The 14,579-nt window shown below is 41.5% G+C and carries 21 protein-coding genes; 20 read left to right on the plus strand and 1 reads right to left on the minus strand.

The features are described 5' to 3' along the window. Positions 1 to 185: 185 nt before the first annotated feature. The 4 genes from NYE45_RS07585 (at position 186) to NYE45_RS07600 (ending at position 3,549) form a co-directional block, all read left to right on the plus strand. Complete coding sequence (locus NYE45_RS07585) at positions 186 to 1,043, plus strand: ABC transporter permease subunit (RefSeq protein WP_179087181.1); 858 nt, start codon at positions 186 to 188, stop codon at positions 1,041 to 1,043. A gap of 16 nt (positions 1,044 to 1,059) precedes the next feature. Beyond that, complete coding sequence (locus NYE45_RS07590) at positions 1,060 to 1,932, plus strand: carbohydrate ABC transporter permease (RefSeq protein ID WP_340016235.1); 873 nt, start codon at positions 1,060 to 1,062, stop codon at positions 1,930 to 1,932. 252 nt (positions 1,933 to 2,184) lie between these two features. After that, entirely contained in the window at positions 2,185 to 2,424 is a 240-nt protein-coding gene (locus tag NYE45_RS07595; protein ID WP_340016236.1) for a hypothetical protein, read from the plus strand. Positions 2,425 to 2,907: 483 nt separating this feature from the next. Continuing rightward, complete coding sequence (locus NYE45_RS07600; protein ID WP_340016237.1) at positions 2,908 to 3,549, plus strand: FusB/FusC family EF-G-binding protein; 642 nt, start codon at positions 2,908 to 2,910, stop codon at positions 3,547 to 3,549. 97 nt (positions 3,550 to 3,646) lie between these two features. Here the strand turns inward: NYE45_RS07600 and NYE45_RS07605 are convergent, their stop codons facing one another. After that, on the minus strand, positions 3,647 to 4,234 hold the full coding sequence (locus NYE45_RS07605; protein ID WP_340016238.1) for an NAD(P)H oxidoreductase: 588 nt from the start codon (positions 4,232 to 4,234) through the stop codon (positions 3,647 to 3,649). A gap of 245 nt (positions 4,235 to 4,479) precedes the next feature. On the opposite strand from NYE45_RS07605, the gene NYE45_RS07610 reads away from it, so the two are divergent. From NYE45_RS07610 to NYE45_RS07685, 16 genes are all read left to right on the plus strand, one after another. Further along, positions 4,480 to 4,878: a helix-turn-helix domain-containing protein gene (locus NYE45_RS07610; protein ID WP_340016239.1), complete on the plus strand. Its 399-nt coding sequence runs from the start codon at positions 4,480 to 4,482 to the stop codon at positions 4,876 to 4,878. Continuing rightward, complete coding sequence (locus tag NYE45_RS07615) at positions 4,875 to 5,369, plus strand: NUDIX domain-containing protein (protein WP_340016240.1); 495 nt, start codon at positions 4,875 to 4,877, stop codon at positions 5,367 to 5,369. The genes NYE45_RS07610 and NYE45_RS07615 overlap by 4 nt, the downstream gene beginning before the upstream one ends. 60 nt (positions 5,370 to 5,429) lie before the next feature. Then, positions 5,430 to 5,819 carry a hypothetical protein gene (locus NYE45_RS07620; RefSeq protein WP_340016241.1) on the plus strand — a complete coding sequence of 130 codons (390 nt, stop codon included), beginning with the start codon at positions 5,430 to 5,432 and terminating at the stop codon, positions 5,817 to 5,819. A gap of 185 nt (positions 5,820 to 6,004) precedes the next feature. Continuing rightward, entirely contained in the window at positions 6,005 to 6,868 is an 864-nt protein-coding gene (locus NYE45_RS07625; RefSeq protein WP_340016242.1) for a DUF4085 family protein, read from the plus strand. A gap of 36 nt (positions 6,869 to 6,904) precedes the next feature. Beyond that, the gene (locus tag NYE45_RS07630; RefSeq protein ID WP_340016243.1) at positions 6,905 to 7,342 is read left to right on the plus strand and encodes an oxidoreductase; all 438 of its coding nucleotides are present in this window, start codon (positions 6,905 to 6,907) and stop codon (positions 7,340 to 7,342) included. 18 nt (positions 7,343 to 7,360) lie between these two features. Then, positions 7,361 to 7,648 carry a hypothetical protein gene (locus NYE45_RS07635; RefSeq protein WP_340016244.1) on the plus strand — a complete coding sequence of 96 codons (288 nt, stop codon included), beginning with the start codon at positions 7,361 to 7,363 and terminating at the stop codon, positions 7,646 to 7,648. Between the two features lie 22 nt (positions 7,649 to 7,670). Next, complete coding sequence (locus NYE45_RS07640) at positions 7,671 to 7,889, plus strand: hypothetical protein (protein WP_340016245.1); 219 nt, start codon at positions 7,671 to 7,673, stop codon at positions 7,887 to 7,889. Positions 7,890 to 7,966: 77 nt separating this feature from the next. Further along, a complete protein-coding gene (locus tag NYE45_RS07645; RefSeq protein WP_340016246.1) occupies positions 7,967 to 8,830 on the plus strand; it encodes a phosphotransferase in 864 nt (287 codons plus the stop codon). A 570-nt stretch (positions 8,831 to 9,400) separates the two neighbouring features. Continuing rightward, positions 9,401 to 9,817, plus strand: coding sequence for a MerR family transcriptional regulator (locus NYE45_RS07650; RefSeq protein ID WP_091033235.1), 417 nt, complete (start codon positions 9,401 to 9,403; stop codon positions 9,815 to 9,817). Positions 9,818 to 9,842: 25 nt separating this feature from the next. Continuing rightward, positions 9,843 to 10,814, plus strand: coding sequence for an aldo/keto reductase (locus NYE45_RS07655; protein WP_340016247.1), 972 nt, complete (start codon positions 9,843 to 9,845; stop codon positions 10,812 to 10,814). A 189-nt stretch (positions 10,815 to 11,003) separates the two neighbouring features. Then, positions 11,004 to 11,540 carry a hypothetical protein gene (locus NYE45_RS07660; RefSeq protein WP_340016248.1) on the plus strand — a complete coding sequence of 179 codons (537 nt, stop codon included), beginning with the start codon at positions 11,004 to 11,006 and terminating at the stop codon, positions 11,538 to 11,540. Between the two features lie 656 nt (positions 11,541 to 12,196). Continuing rightward, positions 12,197 to 12,469 (plus strand): hypothetical protein, encoded by a 273-nt coding sequence (locus NYE45_RS07665; RefSeq protein ID WP_340016249.1) that lies wholly within the window; start codon positions 12,197 to 12,199, stop codon positions 12,467 to 12,469. Positions 12,470 to 12,529: 60 nt separating this feature from the next. Continuing rightward, the gene (locus NYE45_RS07670) at positions 12,530 to 13,021 is read left to right on the plus strand and encodes a hypothetical protein (protein ID WP_340016250.1); all 492 of its coding nucleotides are present in this window, start codon (positions 12,530 to 12,532) and stop codon (positions 13,019 to 13,021) included. Further along, positions 12,990 to 13,778 (plus strand): ATP-grasp domain-containing protein, encoded by a 789-nt coding sequence (locus NYE45_RS07675; protein WP_340016251.1) that lies wholly within the window; start codon positions 12,990 to 12,992, stop codon positions 13,776 to 13,778. Before NYE45_RS07670 ends, NYE45_RS07675 begins: the two co-directional genes overlap by 32 nt. Before the next feature lie 31 nt (positions 13,779 to 13,809). Further along, on the plus strand, positions 13,810 to 14,193 hold the full coding sequence (locus NYE45_RS07680; protein ID WP_340016252.1) for a hypothetical protein: 384 nt from the start codon (positions 13,810 to 13,812) through the stop codon (positions 14,191 to 14,193). Between the two features lie 62 nt (positions 14,194 to 14,255). Continuing rightward, positions 14,256 to 14,552, plus strand: coding sequence for an SHOCT domain-containing protein (locus NYE45_RS07685; protein WP_339785242.1), 297 nt, complete (start codon positions 14,256 to 14,258; stop codon positions 14,550 to 14,552). Positions 14,553 to 14,579: the final 27 nt, after the last annotated feature.

A 14,579-nucleotide genomic window follows, 5' to 3' on the forward strand; every position in this document is an offset into this window, starting at 1 on the left:
ACCTCAGAATGGCTTGATACTATTTATATCAGAGAACCCGATCACACACAAAAACTTTTTTTGGGAACAGGAGAAGCGCTATGGAGGCTAAATTGGAGGGTAAGCGGATCCCACAGGCAAACGTTGGGAACAAGCTGGATAAAAAGAGAAAAAAACGCTACAAACAGCCATGGATTCTGCACTTCATGGTGTTGCCGGCGGCCATTATGGTCTTTATATTTTCATACATTCCGATGTCCGGGATTTTGATGGCATTTCAAGATTATAAACCTGCCCTGGGATTTTTCAATTCCGAATGGGTAGGGCTGAAGCACTTTAGGTATATGTGGGAAAATGATTACTTCCTGCAAATTACGTGGAACACGTTGTTCTTTGCCTGTTCCAAGATTGTCATGAATCTGATCATTCCGTTTGTCTTCGCCTTATTGCTCAACGAGGTACGGAAGATGGCGCTGAAAAGAACGATTCAAACGCTCGTGTATCTTCCACACTTTCTGTCCTGGGTTACGTTATCAGGCATTCTGATCGACATTCTGGCCCAGACGGGTATTGTCAATCAGTTCCTGGTTTCCGTATTTGGTATCAAGCCGATCTTCTTCCTGGGGGATGGCAGCTGGTTCCGGTTCACGATTATTGCGAGTGATGTCTGGAAAGAGTTTGGATTCAACACGATTATCTTCCTCGCGGCACTGTCCGGCATTAACCCTGCACTCTATGAAGCAGCTGAAGTGGATGGAGCAGGACGCTGGAAGCAAACGATGTATATTACCATCCCGGCACTGATTCCCATTGGGATCGTAATCGCAACGCTGGCACTGGGTAATGTGCTTAACGCCAACTTTGACCAGATATTTAACTTATATAGTCCGTTGATTTACCAACAAGGAGATATTATCGATACGTTTGTGTATAGAGAAGGTCTGCTTAGTGGGCAGTTCAGTTTCGCTACCGCTGTGAATCTGTTCAAATCGGTCATCAGCCTGATCCTGATTGTGATCTCGTACCGACTGGCTTACCGATTCGCCGGATACCGAATTTTCTAGAAAGGATGACTAATGAATGTACCATAAAACGATGCCTTACCGCATATTCAGCATATTCAACAATGTGTTCCTGACCATCCTTTCACTGCTCTGCTTGCTGCCTTTGTATCACTTACTGATGGTATCACTTAGCGCATCTGCACCTGCAAATGCGGGTCTCGTAACATTTTGGCCGATTGGATTCACACTGGAGGCGTATGCGAAGACATTTGCCAATACCAACTTCCTCTCCTCCTTATGGGTATCTGTGGAGCGGACGGTGCTAGGTACTGGACTTGCGTTAATCGTTAATACGATTGCAGCTTATGCACTCTCCAAGGAGACGCGGGTGTTCCGCGCACGTAACATCTATCTATGGTATTTTGTCATCACAATGCTGTTCAGTGGTGGCCTCATTCCGGGGTACATCCTGATTCTGAAGCTGGGACTGATGAACACATTGCTGGCCTTGATCCTGCCAGGATTGGTTGCAGTGTTTAACATTATTCTATTGCTGAATTTCTTCCGTACCGTTCCGAAGGACCTGGAGGAAGCTGCATTTATCGATGGTGCAGGACACTTTCAGACGTTTATCAAAATCTACCTGCCTGTCTCCGTACCCGTTATTGCAACGGTTTCGCTCTTCATGATGGTGGGGCATTGGAACGCATACTTTGACGGAATCATCTACATTCGTGATGCGGAAAAGCTGCCACTCGCGACATTCATGCAGACGATCATCGTGCAGGCTGACATGTCGAAGCTTGATCCGGAAGCAGTGGCGAACCTGTCCCAACGGACGATTCGGGCTTCACAGATCTTTATCAGCGCACTGCCGATCCTGCTTGTGTATCCATTCCTGCAACGTTATTTTGTAACGGGAATCGTGGTTGGGGCTGTGAAAGAGTAGTTGAATGTAGGGGTTAGAATAGGGTTGTAAAATGGAGTCACTGAACTGGGGAAGGCCAGGGAGGTGGCTTCTTTGTGTTAATAGGCGTTTGAGTAGAAGCATCAAAAGCCTTTATAAAGACTCTATTTACGTTGAATATTGAATTGGATAGTATTCTATTTTTCAATAATGACTAAAGGACAGATGAAACTTCAATGATTGGTGTATGTTTACTAAGTGGTATAATATCATCAAACGATAGGAGGAATGACTATGAAATGGCAAGAGGTTCAACAAATTTTCCCGAATCAATTCGTGAAGTTTGAAGTTCTTCATTCTGAAGAGACAGAAAATCAAGAAGTTATAGATGAGGTCGCTGTGATCGGTCCTGTAAGCGATGAAAAAGCAACCCAAGAATTACTGAATAGCCGGGATAATACCTTGGTCTATCATACTTCTAAAGATCAAGTCATTGTTAAGGTACGGAAGAATGTAGGTTTAAGTTGGCGGTAAGGAACATGCTTTTAGTAAGCGTGTCGAGGGAATACAGGTGGGAGATTTTGTTTTAAAGGATATTCCAATAGATTTTACTTCATTTAAATATCATAATATTAACGGTTTATTAGGACTGGACATACTTATAGAAGGCAAATTCAATGTAGATCTAGAAAAATTTAAACTATATCATCTATAAATCTAAGATAAAAGTATATTTTTATAATTGGAGATTGGAACGAAGCCCGTTGCCTATACTATGTGGCCCCTGCTATAATTCCGATATATCTATCGTATTGGGGGTTATGACGTGGCAATATGGATGATGCCGGATTGCTCGTTCGCTAGAAAGCCTTACGCAAAGCCTGAATAGGGGCGGACTTTGTGTAGGGCGCGACAAAATGAGATCGTTTGCCCTGGAATCAACATCAACATCATGGTTCAACCCGCAGACTTTGCACCTTACTTTATTTTTCTAATAAAAATAAGGGGCTGAACGCCATGCAAACACCATTTAGTCAGAATCATCAATTCAATTACATTCAAAAACAAGCTGATTTCCTGCTCAAAACGCTACGCTCGGTCGTGGACCCCAAAGTGTTGGATACGGTTCGTTATACCGTTAGCACGAATGCCATTGGCATCTTTAATGAACTCACTCCGGAGCAGAAGCAATTGCTGGAACAGCTATCCACGTATGAGACGACACATGAGTTGCAGACCTATCTGAACCAGCTGGAAGCATATCTGATTCCATTTCCGCAAGTATCCGCGAAGCAGATTCAGAAGCTGTTTCCCAAGGTAAAGAAGCTCAAGGTGCCGGATCTGGAATCCATCGATTACGCACGTACAACTTATCTGAGATGGACCGATATTGCTACCGATCGCTTGTTCATCGTGTATCCGTATGAAGGCAGGTTCCTAGGGATTGAGGGGCGAATTACGGCGACGAACAAGAAGGGATACTGTATGTTCTGTCATCGCCATCAGGAGCTCGGATTCTTCAACGTGAAGACCAAGAGTTATACGCCAGACAATATTTCTTCTGTAGCCCAGTACGTATGCATGGATAACACAGCTTGCAACCATAGCATCACCGATACCAGTATGTTGGAGAAGTTTCTTCTCTCGACAGTAAAATAATGCAAGACACACAAGTAGGGTCGCTCTTCGGAGCGACCTTTTTTGGCGTGTTCAAGCGGAGTTGGGGCGTTATAACCATGCAGCGCTATTAATATCTTTACAGCGTCGGAATGTCGTTGGCATAGTTCAGTCCCAAGTGATGTGCATGGTTCAGCAGTGCCTCATAATGCTCAGGCTTGGATTCCAACGTTTCATATAGAAACTCAACCTTCGATTGGGACACGCCGCAGTAATCAGCAATCCCCACATTAAGCAGATTGGCGATCGATTGCCCATAGTTGCGTTTATGCATCTGTTCTTCCGTTACGCCCGACAGAGCAATCCACAATATCTGTTGATGAGGAAGTTTGTTCGTGCCATAGGCAAACCCGTTGTTCATGACACGATCCACATAACCTTTCAACATGGCTGGCAGATGCCACCACCAGAGAGGAAACACAAAAGCCACAGCGTCGTGCTTCTTCAATCGCGCCATCTCCGTTTCAACCTCAGGCGAGAACACCTGATTTTCTTGGGTATAGTCTGGTTCATCCATCTCTCGGAGAATTGGGTCGAAGCCAATCCCATGCAAATCCAATATCTCATAACCGTGACCGGCCTCAGTAAGACCCTGTGCAAAACGTTGAGCTACCTGAAAGGTCAAGGAATCTTTTCTTGGGTGGGATACTACAACAAGTACGTTCATCTTATCTTTCACTACCTTTCTGGATTGCGGTCTTGTAGCCATAAATCAATGGCTGATGCTATTATAAACAGGTATGAAAACATCTGGAAGTACGCACTTTGATGTTCTATAGGAAGAATGAAGTGCCATAGGAACATTAAAGTACCCTAAATGAATGCTCGAAATGAGCTTAATAATATAAAGAAGAACAGCAAAAAGTTTATATTTTCACTTGGGATACAGCCTGATTATGGAGGGGTTCAAAAATGACGGAACATGGAGAAACAAGCATTCCAAAGAAATATAAAGTTGGTGTAGAAGCGGCCTTGGAAGTGATGGGCGGGAAGTGGAAGCCTTTGATTATTTACCACTTGATGACCGGACGTAAACGCACATCGGAGCTTCGACGATTGATACCGGACATTACACAGAAGATGCTGACAACACAGCTCAGAGGACTGGAAAAGGACGAGATTGTGCAGCGCAAGGTATATTCAGAGGTGCCTCCCAAAGTGGAATATGAGTTAACGGACTACGGTTGGGGACTCAAGCCTGCCCTGGATTATCTGTGTTATTGGGGAGAAGATCATCTGGACAAAATCCACGGGGATAAGTTTAAAGTTTTGGAGGACTTCGATTCTGAAGAGAAGGGGGCGAGAAATTGAATGGTACAGAGCACGTGAAACAGGCAGTTCCCATTCGTTGTGAAGGCGTGGCTGTAGTTCTGTTGAAGAAAAGCCTCGATCAATACCGTGTACTGATGCTGAAGCGGGCTAGTCGTATGTTGCATAACGAGTGGTGTTATGTGGGCGGCGGGATAGAAAAGGGCGAGAAGGCATGGGAAGCTGCACTTAGAGAAGTTCATGAGGAAACAGGTATTACGGAAGTCCGGTTGTATTCTGCGAATCAATTCGAACAATATTATTCACCCAAGGAGGAGTATATCTATATTGCTCCCGTATTCGTAGGCTATGTGGATGAAGACCAGCCTGTCCGGTTAAATCATGAACATACCGAGTACCAATGGATGACGTTTGACGAAGCCAGAGAAAACGCGGCATTACCCGGAATTGATGACATTTTGGATTTTGTTGAAAAGCATTTTGCCAGAAAAGCCCCTTCCGAGTGGCTTCGGATTAATGGAGAGAATAATTAGGAGGTGGAACTCATCACATACAAGACGATTTATCCAAGAGCATGGTTGAGCCTACTATGTATGTTGGTCATTGAAGCTATGTTTTTCAGAAATATTATTTATGATGAAAATGGTATTATGAAGTACTTCCTGATCGTTATATTGACCTTTATTCTCGGTTATATCGTTTTTCTGGTCTTGCGTTTATTTTTCACTAAACCCAGTATTACGCTGGAGAGCGATCATGTGATTTCAACGAAACATCAGAGATATGATGCATCTCAGATTGAGTGTATTTATATGAACTACAGACGGATTGGCATCAAACTCTATGGTAAACGGTTAGTGCCGATGGATCTATGTTTTTATTTTCAACGAGGTCAGGAGTCCGCAGGCCTAGAAGCTGTGCATGAATGGGCGGCGCGAAACGACAAAGAAATAAAACACAAATTGTTTCAAACCTTGGGGTAGACCAGTACGTTTGTTGAATATAAGGAATCGTTGAGGCTGAAGATTTTGGAGGAATAGCGGTGAAAACAATAGAGCAATTTCTAACGAGCTCGATCTGAAGTGGTCGAGGTGTTAGGATTTACGAGATCTGTTATCGCTAAGACGATTATTGAAGTAGATTCTAAAAATCAGTAGGAGAGATGCATATGAGATATTTAACGAAAGAATGGTATGAGCTGTGTCAGCAGACACATCTTCATTTTGGTTTAAGAGTACATAACGGAGCTTACGAGTTCGATGAGAATCTATTTTTAAGGCTGTATAAAAGAAAGGAAAAAGCGCATGTGAAGCAGGAGCGAGAGCTATATAACCTGGACCCACGTTTCATGCTGGAGCATGATGGTCAAGTGCTCACTCGCGTAGACAAAGCTTTCGGTGAGGAAGAAGTGACTGAAGAGGATCAGATCGTTTACCACATGCCTCCGGAAGAACGAGCGCATATCGAGAAACTCATTGCAGAATATGATATACGCCCTCCTTTTGATGAGAAGAAATGCAAGGAAGAGTACAAAGAATCGATGGAGTGGACTTTTCAATACAAGGCGGAGAATTTGCCACAGGAAATCGTTGAACAAATTGCGGATATTCGTGTGTTTACGTTGGATTATTGCACGAGAGAGATTTTACAGCAATTAAAGAAACAAAGTGCGGAAAATAAGAGACATGTGGATCACGCAGCGAAAGAATTTAGAGAGGTGATGATGGCGCAGGATATTCCCGATGAGATACATGGCAGGGTTCAATATCATGATTGTACAGTGACAGAACTGCTGACGGGTGATGAAGTGGTCTTCCGTTTTGACACCCGTGGGGGCTTTACCAATATAAATAAACTTACGCTGGTTGCACCCGAAATCATCAAGCAAGAGGGAGAGATTGTCGGCAGTTACTGGCTGTATCAAGAGCTGTATCGGATCGATAATGGATATGAACTTCATGTTCTATTTGGTGGAGAGAATATGCCTGAATTGATTGTTCGTTGTGCTGATATTCTTGTAGAGGAAGAGTGAGAGTGAGCCCTAAAGGCTGATTATGGAGGAATTGTAGTGAAAATTAGCATCTTAGAAACCAAATTAGCTTCAAGATACGACGAGTTCGATCCTGAACAGGACGGAAATAAAAACACGAAATTTGCTGACATCATTATTGATGGTAGATCCCTTTACCAAAGGCTGAAAAAACATGAATTGGTACCTTGTCTGGGATGGGGTAGCGATGAATATCAAAGACTTCTTATTGATTGTTTTTTACTTACGAAGCCACATGAAACTATGTATTATAGATATCCAATTTTAGTGTGTCCTTGGTGTGGGGATGAAGAGTGTGGATATATTTCTGTAAAGATTGATAGAGAGGATGATGTTGTGATTTGGAGAGACTTCTTATTGAATAAGAAGAAACTACAGGTAGGCCCGTTTTATTTTGATTGGGAAAATTATAAAGAAGCCATTGAAAATACGTTTGGTACAGCCGGAATTCAGTAAGGAAAAAGGAGGCTGATTATGGAGGAAATAGAGATGGAATGGACTACCAGTACCTTTGGTTATTTATCTACTCCCGTATTTGTCGTCGGCATTGCATTTTACTTCTTTCCTGACCTATTATACAAAATATTTGTTCTGATGAGATATCGAGAAATTAAACCGAATCACGAGTTTGAAGATAACCCTCCCAATAGTGATATCCCTAAACATATAGAAATAATATTAAAAGTGCTAGGAACCATTATGGTTATCCTGGGGATTATATGGTTTTGGTTTTCGGAAGAGTTTTACTATTTATTATTTTGACAGCAAGGAGTGGAACAACAATATGGAGTTTTTATGGGCGTTAATCATCGTATCACTTATAAGTTTTATTGTGGTTCTTATCTTTGCTGCAATTGTACGTTATGCGATAGATTCATCCAAAACATCGAAAAAGCTGGATGTATTGATCAAAGAAGTGCACCATCTGAAAACTGAAATCAAAAAACAGCAGTTCGATAAGCAGCGGGATGATAGCAAACATATTATTGATGAGAAAGTATAGAAAACAGAACGGAGGTACACCTGTATGAGCATAATTTACCAGATGGATCAAGATCCTAGTTACATGAGGAGAAGCATATGTTAATTAATCCAACGAAAAAAGAGATCAATGACCTATTCAAGATGCATCATATCAACGAAGAAATCACTGAAATTCAAAGTTTGTCAGGTACCACCGCCGGACGTGTTTATCGGTTGAGTACGAAACTGAATAAACAATACATTCTGAAATCGGATGAACTTGAGCAGATTCATATTGCCCAGCAGTTTCTGCACACGTATAAGAATTCTCAGTTATTGGCTGAAGTTTTGTTGACTGATCGGGACAACACATATTTTATTTATACCTATATGGAAGGCACGACCCATTTCAACCGTGGACAAAAAAGAGACTGGTTATCTCGTCTGGTGAAAGAGCTTTTCAATACATATGTACATTCTTCAGATACGGAATCATGGGGCAGAATAGAGCTCCCACAGAGGACCTGGAAAGAATTCAATCAGATTAGCGTTCATGAAGCAAAGATCAATCTTGGAAGTATTTTAACGACAGATGATTATAATCTGGTTCAATCTATAGTGGATCGCCTGTTTCATGAGCAAGAAGAGAAGTTTCTTTTGCATGGTGATACGGGTGTTCATAATTTTGTGTTTGCTCAAAATGAACTCATCGGCGTCATTGACCCATCTCCAATGGTTGGACCTATCCTCTATGATTTCTTATATGCTTTTAGCTCTTCGCCGGATGATATCAACACCGAAACATTATTTGCTGCGTTCGAACTTTTAGAGCAAGTAGATATGGATAAATCCAGATTGATAGAGAAAGCTCTGGTCCATCTATATTGCCGAATTGGGCTGAGTAACAAGCATCATCCGGATGATCTGCCTGAGTATTTAAAGGTATGGAATGAATGGAAGAGACTTTGTCAGGGATGTTAAAATAGTAAAGTTTTCACCCATATGACGTATTAGATCCAGCAGATGTGTATGTCATTAGTATGCGCACAGGTAGCCACTTTTGGTAATTTGTATTTCCGAAGTTTGTATTGTTACAGCGAGATATCATATCGAATCAAGACAAAGGTGGCAAGCGAGCCATACGTGTATATCCGCCTTGGGGCAATCCAACAAGTAAGCAGGCTCTCAAAACGCAACAGTGGCAGCTTGAATACTTCATGGATAGACTTTTTACAGAACCATTAAACTGTGATCAATCCAGGGTACTTTATGGCAATCAACAATTAAAGTAAGTGAAATAATTGCTCAGATCCCCTAAGTTTTTTTCTCCGAATCCTAGCTTTTCACCCGATCTTTTCGACATATCTCCTCTATTCGTTATTTCCCAGTACCGAAGCGTGTGCTATGTCCTCCATTTGTTAAAAATAGTGAACGTCAGTGAATTTAATTTTTTTTGAAATTAGTGCTTGCCTTAATGTGAACATTAAGCCTTAGGATGTAAAAGAACCGGCCAATACATCCACAAATGAATATAAAGGAGGAGTCAGCATTATGGCTTTCTCGATAAAAGAAGCTTCGGAGCGGCTGGGTTGTCCTGCACATAAAATTCGTTACTACGAGAAGGAGGGACTGCTCCCTTACATTCAACGGGATCAACATGGAAATCGGATGTTCGAGGAAGAACATCTGGATTGGATGCGACTGATGTCTTGTTTCCGGGCAACGGGGATGAAAGTATCTACACTGAAACATATGGTTAGTCTGGCGCTGGATGGTGACTCAACGATTCCACAACGGAAAGCGATCCTTCACGAATATAAAGAGGAATTACATCGCCGCCAACTTGAAATTGCCGAAGCACTTGCAGCGGTGAATAACAAATTGACCATCTATGAAGACATAGAAACAGGAAAGCTTCCATCAGAGAGCAAGTTGCTAGACCAAATGGAAAGCATCGGTAAAGACTAATATTAACGGATGGAGAGATGGAGAAATGAAGCAAAGAGTGCTGGGAAATAGCGATATCGTCGTATCTTCGATTGGACTGGGAGTTATGGGCATGTCTCCGGGGATGTACGGGGAAACCAATGATGAGGAGTCAATGAAGACCATACATCACGCGCTGGAGATTGGCGTTACACTGCTAGATACAGCAGATGTGTATGGGAACGGTCATAATGAGGAACTACTGGGGAAAGCGCTGAAGGGACGTCGGGATCAGGCCATTATTGCTACCAAATTTGGATACACTCCGAACTATGAAACGTTGAATGGCCATCCGGATTACGTGAAAAAGGCTGTAGAAGCAAGTCTTTGCCGGCTGAATACAGACTATATTGATCTGTACTACCAACACAGGGTAGATCCTCAGATTCCGATTGAGGAAACCGTTGGTGCGATGGCTGACTTGGTTAAAGAGGGAAAAGTCCGCTGTCTAGGCTTGTCGGAAGCATCGGCTTCCACTTTACGTCGGGCACACGCCATTCATCCGATCTCTGCGTTGCAGAGTGAATATTCCCTGTGGAGCCGGGATATTGAGGACGAGATTCTACCGACTGCGAGAGAATTGAATATTACTCATATTGCATACAGTCCATTAAGCAGAGGGTTTATCTCAGGTGAGATACGGACATTCGAGGATTTGGATGTTAATGATCTGCGCAGATATATGCCGAGGTTCCAAGGAGACAATTTCGCCAAAAATGTAGAAGTTGTGGATAAAATCAAAGAGATCGCGCTGGAGAAGAGTTGTACGCCTGCGCAATTGGCTTTAGCTTGGACCATGGCTAACAACGCATTGCCGATTCCGGGAACGAAACGAATCAAATATTTGGAGGAAAACGCGAACGCTGCAACGATTGAACTGACACCTGATGACTTAGCTCGTATTGAAAAGGTAAGCCCCAAAAATGAAGTCCATGGAACACGTTATATGAAAGAAATGATGACTCAGCTTAATGGGTAAATAATGTTTTTATAATTTGTTATTAGTAGTGAAGTAGTTGCTCAGTAAAATACAATATATAATACAAATAGAGACTTTCCTTTAGTGAAAGTCTCTATTTGTATTCATTTCCAATCACTCTTCATTTACATTTACAATGGAAAGACATCGTAATATGAAGGCATGACTGAAGAAAGAGGAGGTGAATTCATGAATATTTATAGTCATATTAAGAAGGCTAACGAAATACTTGCGACGTATGTAATATTTGAACAGGGGACGGTAAACCCATTGAAAGTTATCGAGGGGATACAACAATCCTGGCTTCACATCGAGAAATTTATAAAGAATACATATCCGGATTGGACAAAATGGCTAAATGATCAACTTATGCAGATGAATATTGAGGAATTAGTATTTTCAGACGACATGGTTGAGGAATCCAAAAGGTTAATCGCGAGAATGCAGATTGAACGAGAAGTGAAATATTATTCCCATCTGTATATTTCTTTGATTGGGAATTTTCTTATATTCCATAGATCATATGAAGAAGGGTGTGATGTTTGCGAGGGTGAGCTTCGATATTACACAAACTTAGGGAATGGTCATGTGGTTAAAGAGTGTAGAACATGCCGAATGTTTTATAGCGGACAGACAGGAGAACGAATTGGATTGCCCAATGACGTCGTCCTAAGACCCTCAAGAAAAAGTGAACTCGTAAGAGAAGGTATTATCGAAGATAATTAGAATGAGGTGATTAGATTTAGATGGTGATATCATATAATACGATAGATTTATTAAAACGGAAATATTCAGGTACGAGCAGTTTTTATTTTTCGTTATTTCGATACTCGAAGCCAATGGATTTTGCATCACACCAAAAGAACACAGATTTGCTGAAATGCTTGATATTAAGCGACGAGTTCATAGAAGAGTATTCTGACTTTTTGCCGATTAACGACGATAGACTGGACCAAGCAGTAGTGTTGAACAGGTATGAGTTTGAAGGTTCATTAATCAGCATGTTCCTCCAAGGAACGTGTACCGACCAAATAGTATCCAATGAGATAGAAGCAAGAGAATTAACAAAAACGCTACTTTCCGACCTTAAAGTTGATTTGGATCAATTGTTAATTTTTAAATTGGAAAATATAGATTGGTCAAAATTTACTATGGAAGCAACATTATCATGCTTTTATATTGTGTTTTACTCAGCACGAAGATGCTGGCTGATCCTAGGGTTCGATGATGTTTATTAGACAGATTCCGCTCAAGGTAGATTCATCAAAGAGCGGTTGCAAGAGCAACTCCAGCTGTTCCTATTGTGTCAGTTGTGGAATTGCTTACTGGATAATACGATTAACGAAATATGCAAACGATCATATGAATGGAAAACAGAGAAAATGTCGTATGATACGGCGGAATATCCTGCTGGCTTGGCTGAAGCTGAAGGTAAGGGCATCCTGGCATTCATGTCGGTTGCCGACGTTGAACTTTATCGGAATCCATACGATTCGAATGATAAGAGATTGGGAGCGATTCTGGGTGGAGGCACCGAATGGGACGCTGAAAATGGCATGGAGATCGTGATACTTGGCGATAAGGTACTTGAGGTGCGTGAGTATTTGGGTTACGGAGAATTTGCAATCTGGGCTGAAACGGATGAAAACGAATAGGAGCGGAAAAGAGGGCTGAGTACGGTGAACAGTATATCAATGCCACGGAATCTTGACCATATGTTTGAATCAATACGCATGTCTAACGGATTAATGTCAGTTTTTATAGAGGTGCTAACGATCAGTGGGTCAATGTTAGCCAAGTCGAATCGGGAGAGAGAAATGACGATCTGGCTGGCACAGCGAGATCAGTCTGTCGTGGGGATCGGTACGGTTGGTTTCGATATTGATGAGATACCATGGACTATAGACACCTTTGATGAAGAAAAAGAGTTTATGCTGCGCATGATTACTAATGCAATCACCGAAACAGGGTGGAAGAAATTAAGTTATGAACCACGTAAAGACTGGGTCATACAATGTTTGGAGCAGTTTAGGGTGATGATTTATGCCTTCGAAAAATATAATGTTAATCTGGATCATTATCTGCAATGGTCTGAGATTGAAGAGGATGATGATCAACCAACTATCCCGAGAGGGTACCCTAAATGTGGAAAACATGAAACCTATTTGTCATGCCATGGCTGCATTTTATGTAACAATGAAAGTTAGTGAGGAGGAGAATCCGATGAGAGCGTATATACAAACAAATAACAATGGGGACTTCTATAATGTCAATGCGTTTATTGCTAATGAAGGCTTTAGTTCATTGGGTTGGGAAACTATTAAGTTTTTTGATTTACGAGAGATCCAGGATAATAGCCCCGAAAGCCTACTGGTGGGAGGCATAGGCAATGTAAGAAAGCGTCTAGAACAATTAGGATGTGGAAGAACACAAGGAGAAATAGATTATCCAAATGCCTTAGCAGGTTACCTGGGAAGAAAAGTGTGGAGTACAACGATTAATGAACTTTTTCAAGATAAAGAAAGTTGGAATGTGTTCATCAAACCAAAGGATACGACCAAAAAGTTTGCAGGAACAGTGGTGAAAGAATACATCGATTTTATTGGACTTGTGGAGGAGAATGAGGATACTAGCATATGGTGTTCTGAGATTGTCGATTTCAAAACAGAGTGGCGCTGTTTTATTCGTTACGGAGAAATTCTGGATATCAGGCGCTATAAAGGGGCATGGGATTCAACGTTGGATGCTAGCGTTATCGAAAAAGCAATTACCGATTTTAAGGATGCACCGGCTGCATATGGAATGGATTTTGGCGTGGATCAAGAAGGGAATATGAAACTGGTAGAGATCAATGATGGCCATTCTCTAGGATCCTATGGAATCAGTTCAGTAAACTATGCGAAATTCCTCTCAGCCAGATGGTCAGAATTAACGAGTACCACAGATTATCTAAGAGCTTTATAACCAAATGGAAATTGCCGGAAAGGAAGAGAACATGCGAAGCAACAAATTCACACCGTATTTAAGTTTTATAGGTTTTGGTTTATTCATTCTGACTTTGAGTGTGAATGTAAGCTTTAAGCTAGGAATCGAGAAAGGTTTGGATGAAGGTTCCCTTATGCTGTTGTCAGTTGCTAATGCAGTACTACTGGTATATCCATTGGCATGGGGAGTATTTGCTATACTTGAGTTCTACATGTTATGGAAAGAAAAACAAAAGATGAAGTCCAAGCTGGAACGCGGAAAAATGAACAAAGAGGATTTATTAGATCAGATCAAGAAAGTTAAGACCAGCTTGGCAATCAACATCAGTTATATTGTGATTCTGCTGTTTCAGCTTGGATACGTCATAGTAAACTGGGACGAGGTTAATGTTTAGTCTTCTGACCGACCTTTCTGAAGTTTGAATAGAACATACATAACATTTAGGAGGAACATTCATTGAAAGCATTATCGATCGTTAGCCTTATTGGGTTCGTACTCAATTTTTTATTAATCGTAGTTTTTATAGATGGTTCGCAAGAAAGTGCGGAGGTAGCGGCAGGTTTGGGGATTTTGGGTGTCCTGTATGGTCTGCTTTTCTCAATTGTAGCTCTAATCATTTCTAGCAAGAGAAAAAAGGCCCCTGTAAATGTTCATGAACAACTGCTACAGTTGGGTGAATTAAAAGAGAAAAATATCATTTCGGAATATGAATTCGATCAGAAGAAAGAGAAGCTACTTTACAGATACAAGTAGTCCAGATTGCGACAAGGTAAAGAAGAT

It is taken from the genome of Paenibacillus sp. FSL K6-1318 (assembly GCF_037976905.1).
GTDB classification, from domain to species: Bacteria; Bacillota; Bacilli; order Paenibacillales; family Paenibacillaceae; genus Paenibacillus; species Paenibacillus amylolyticus_A.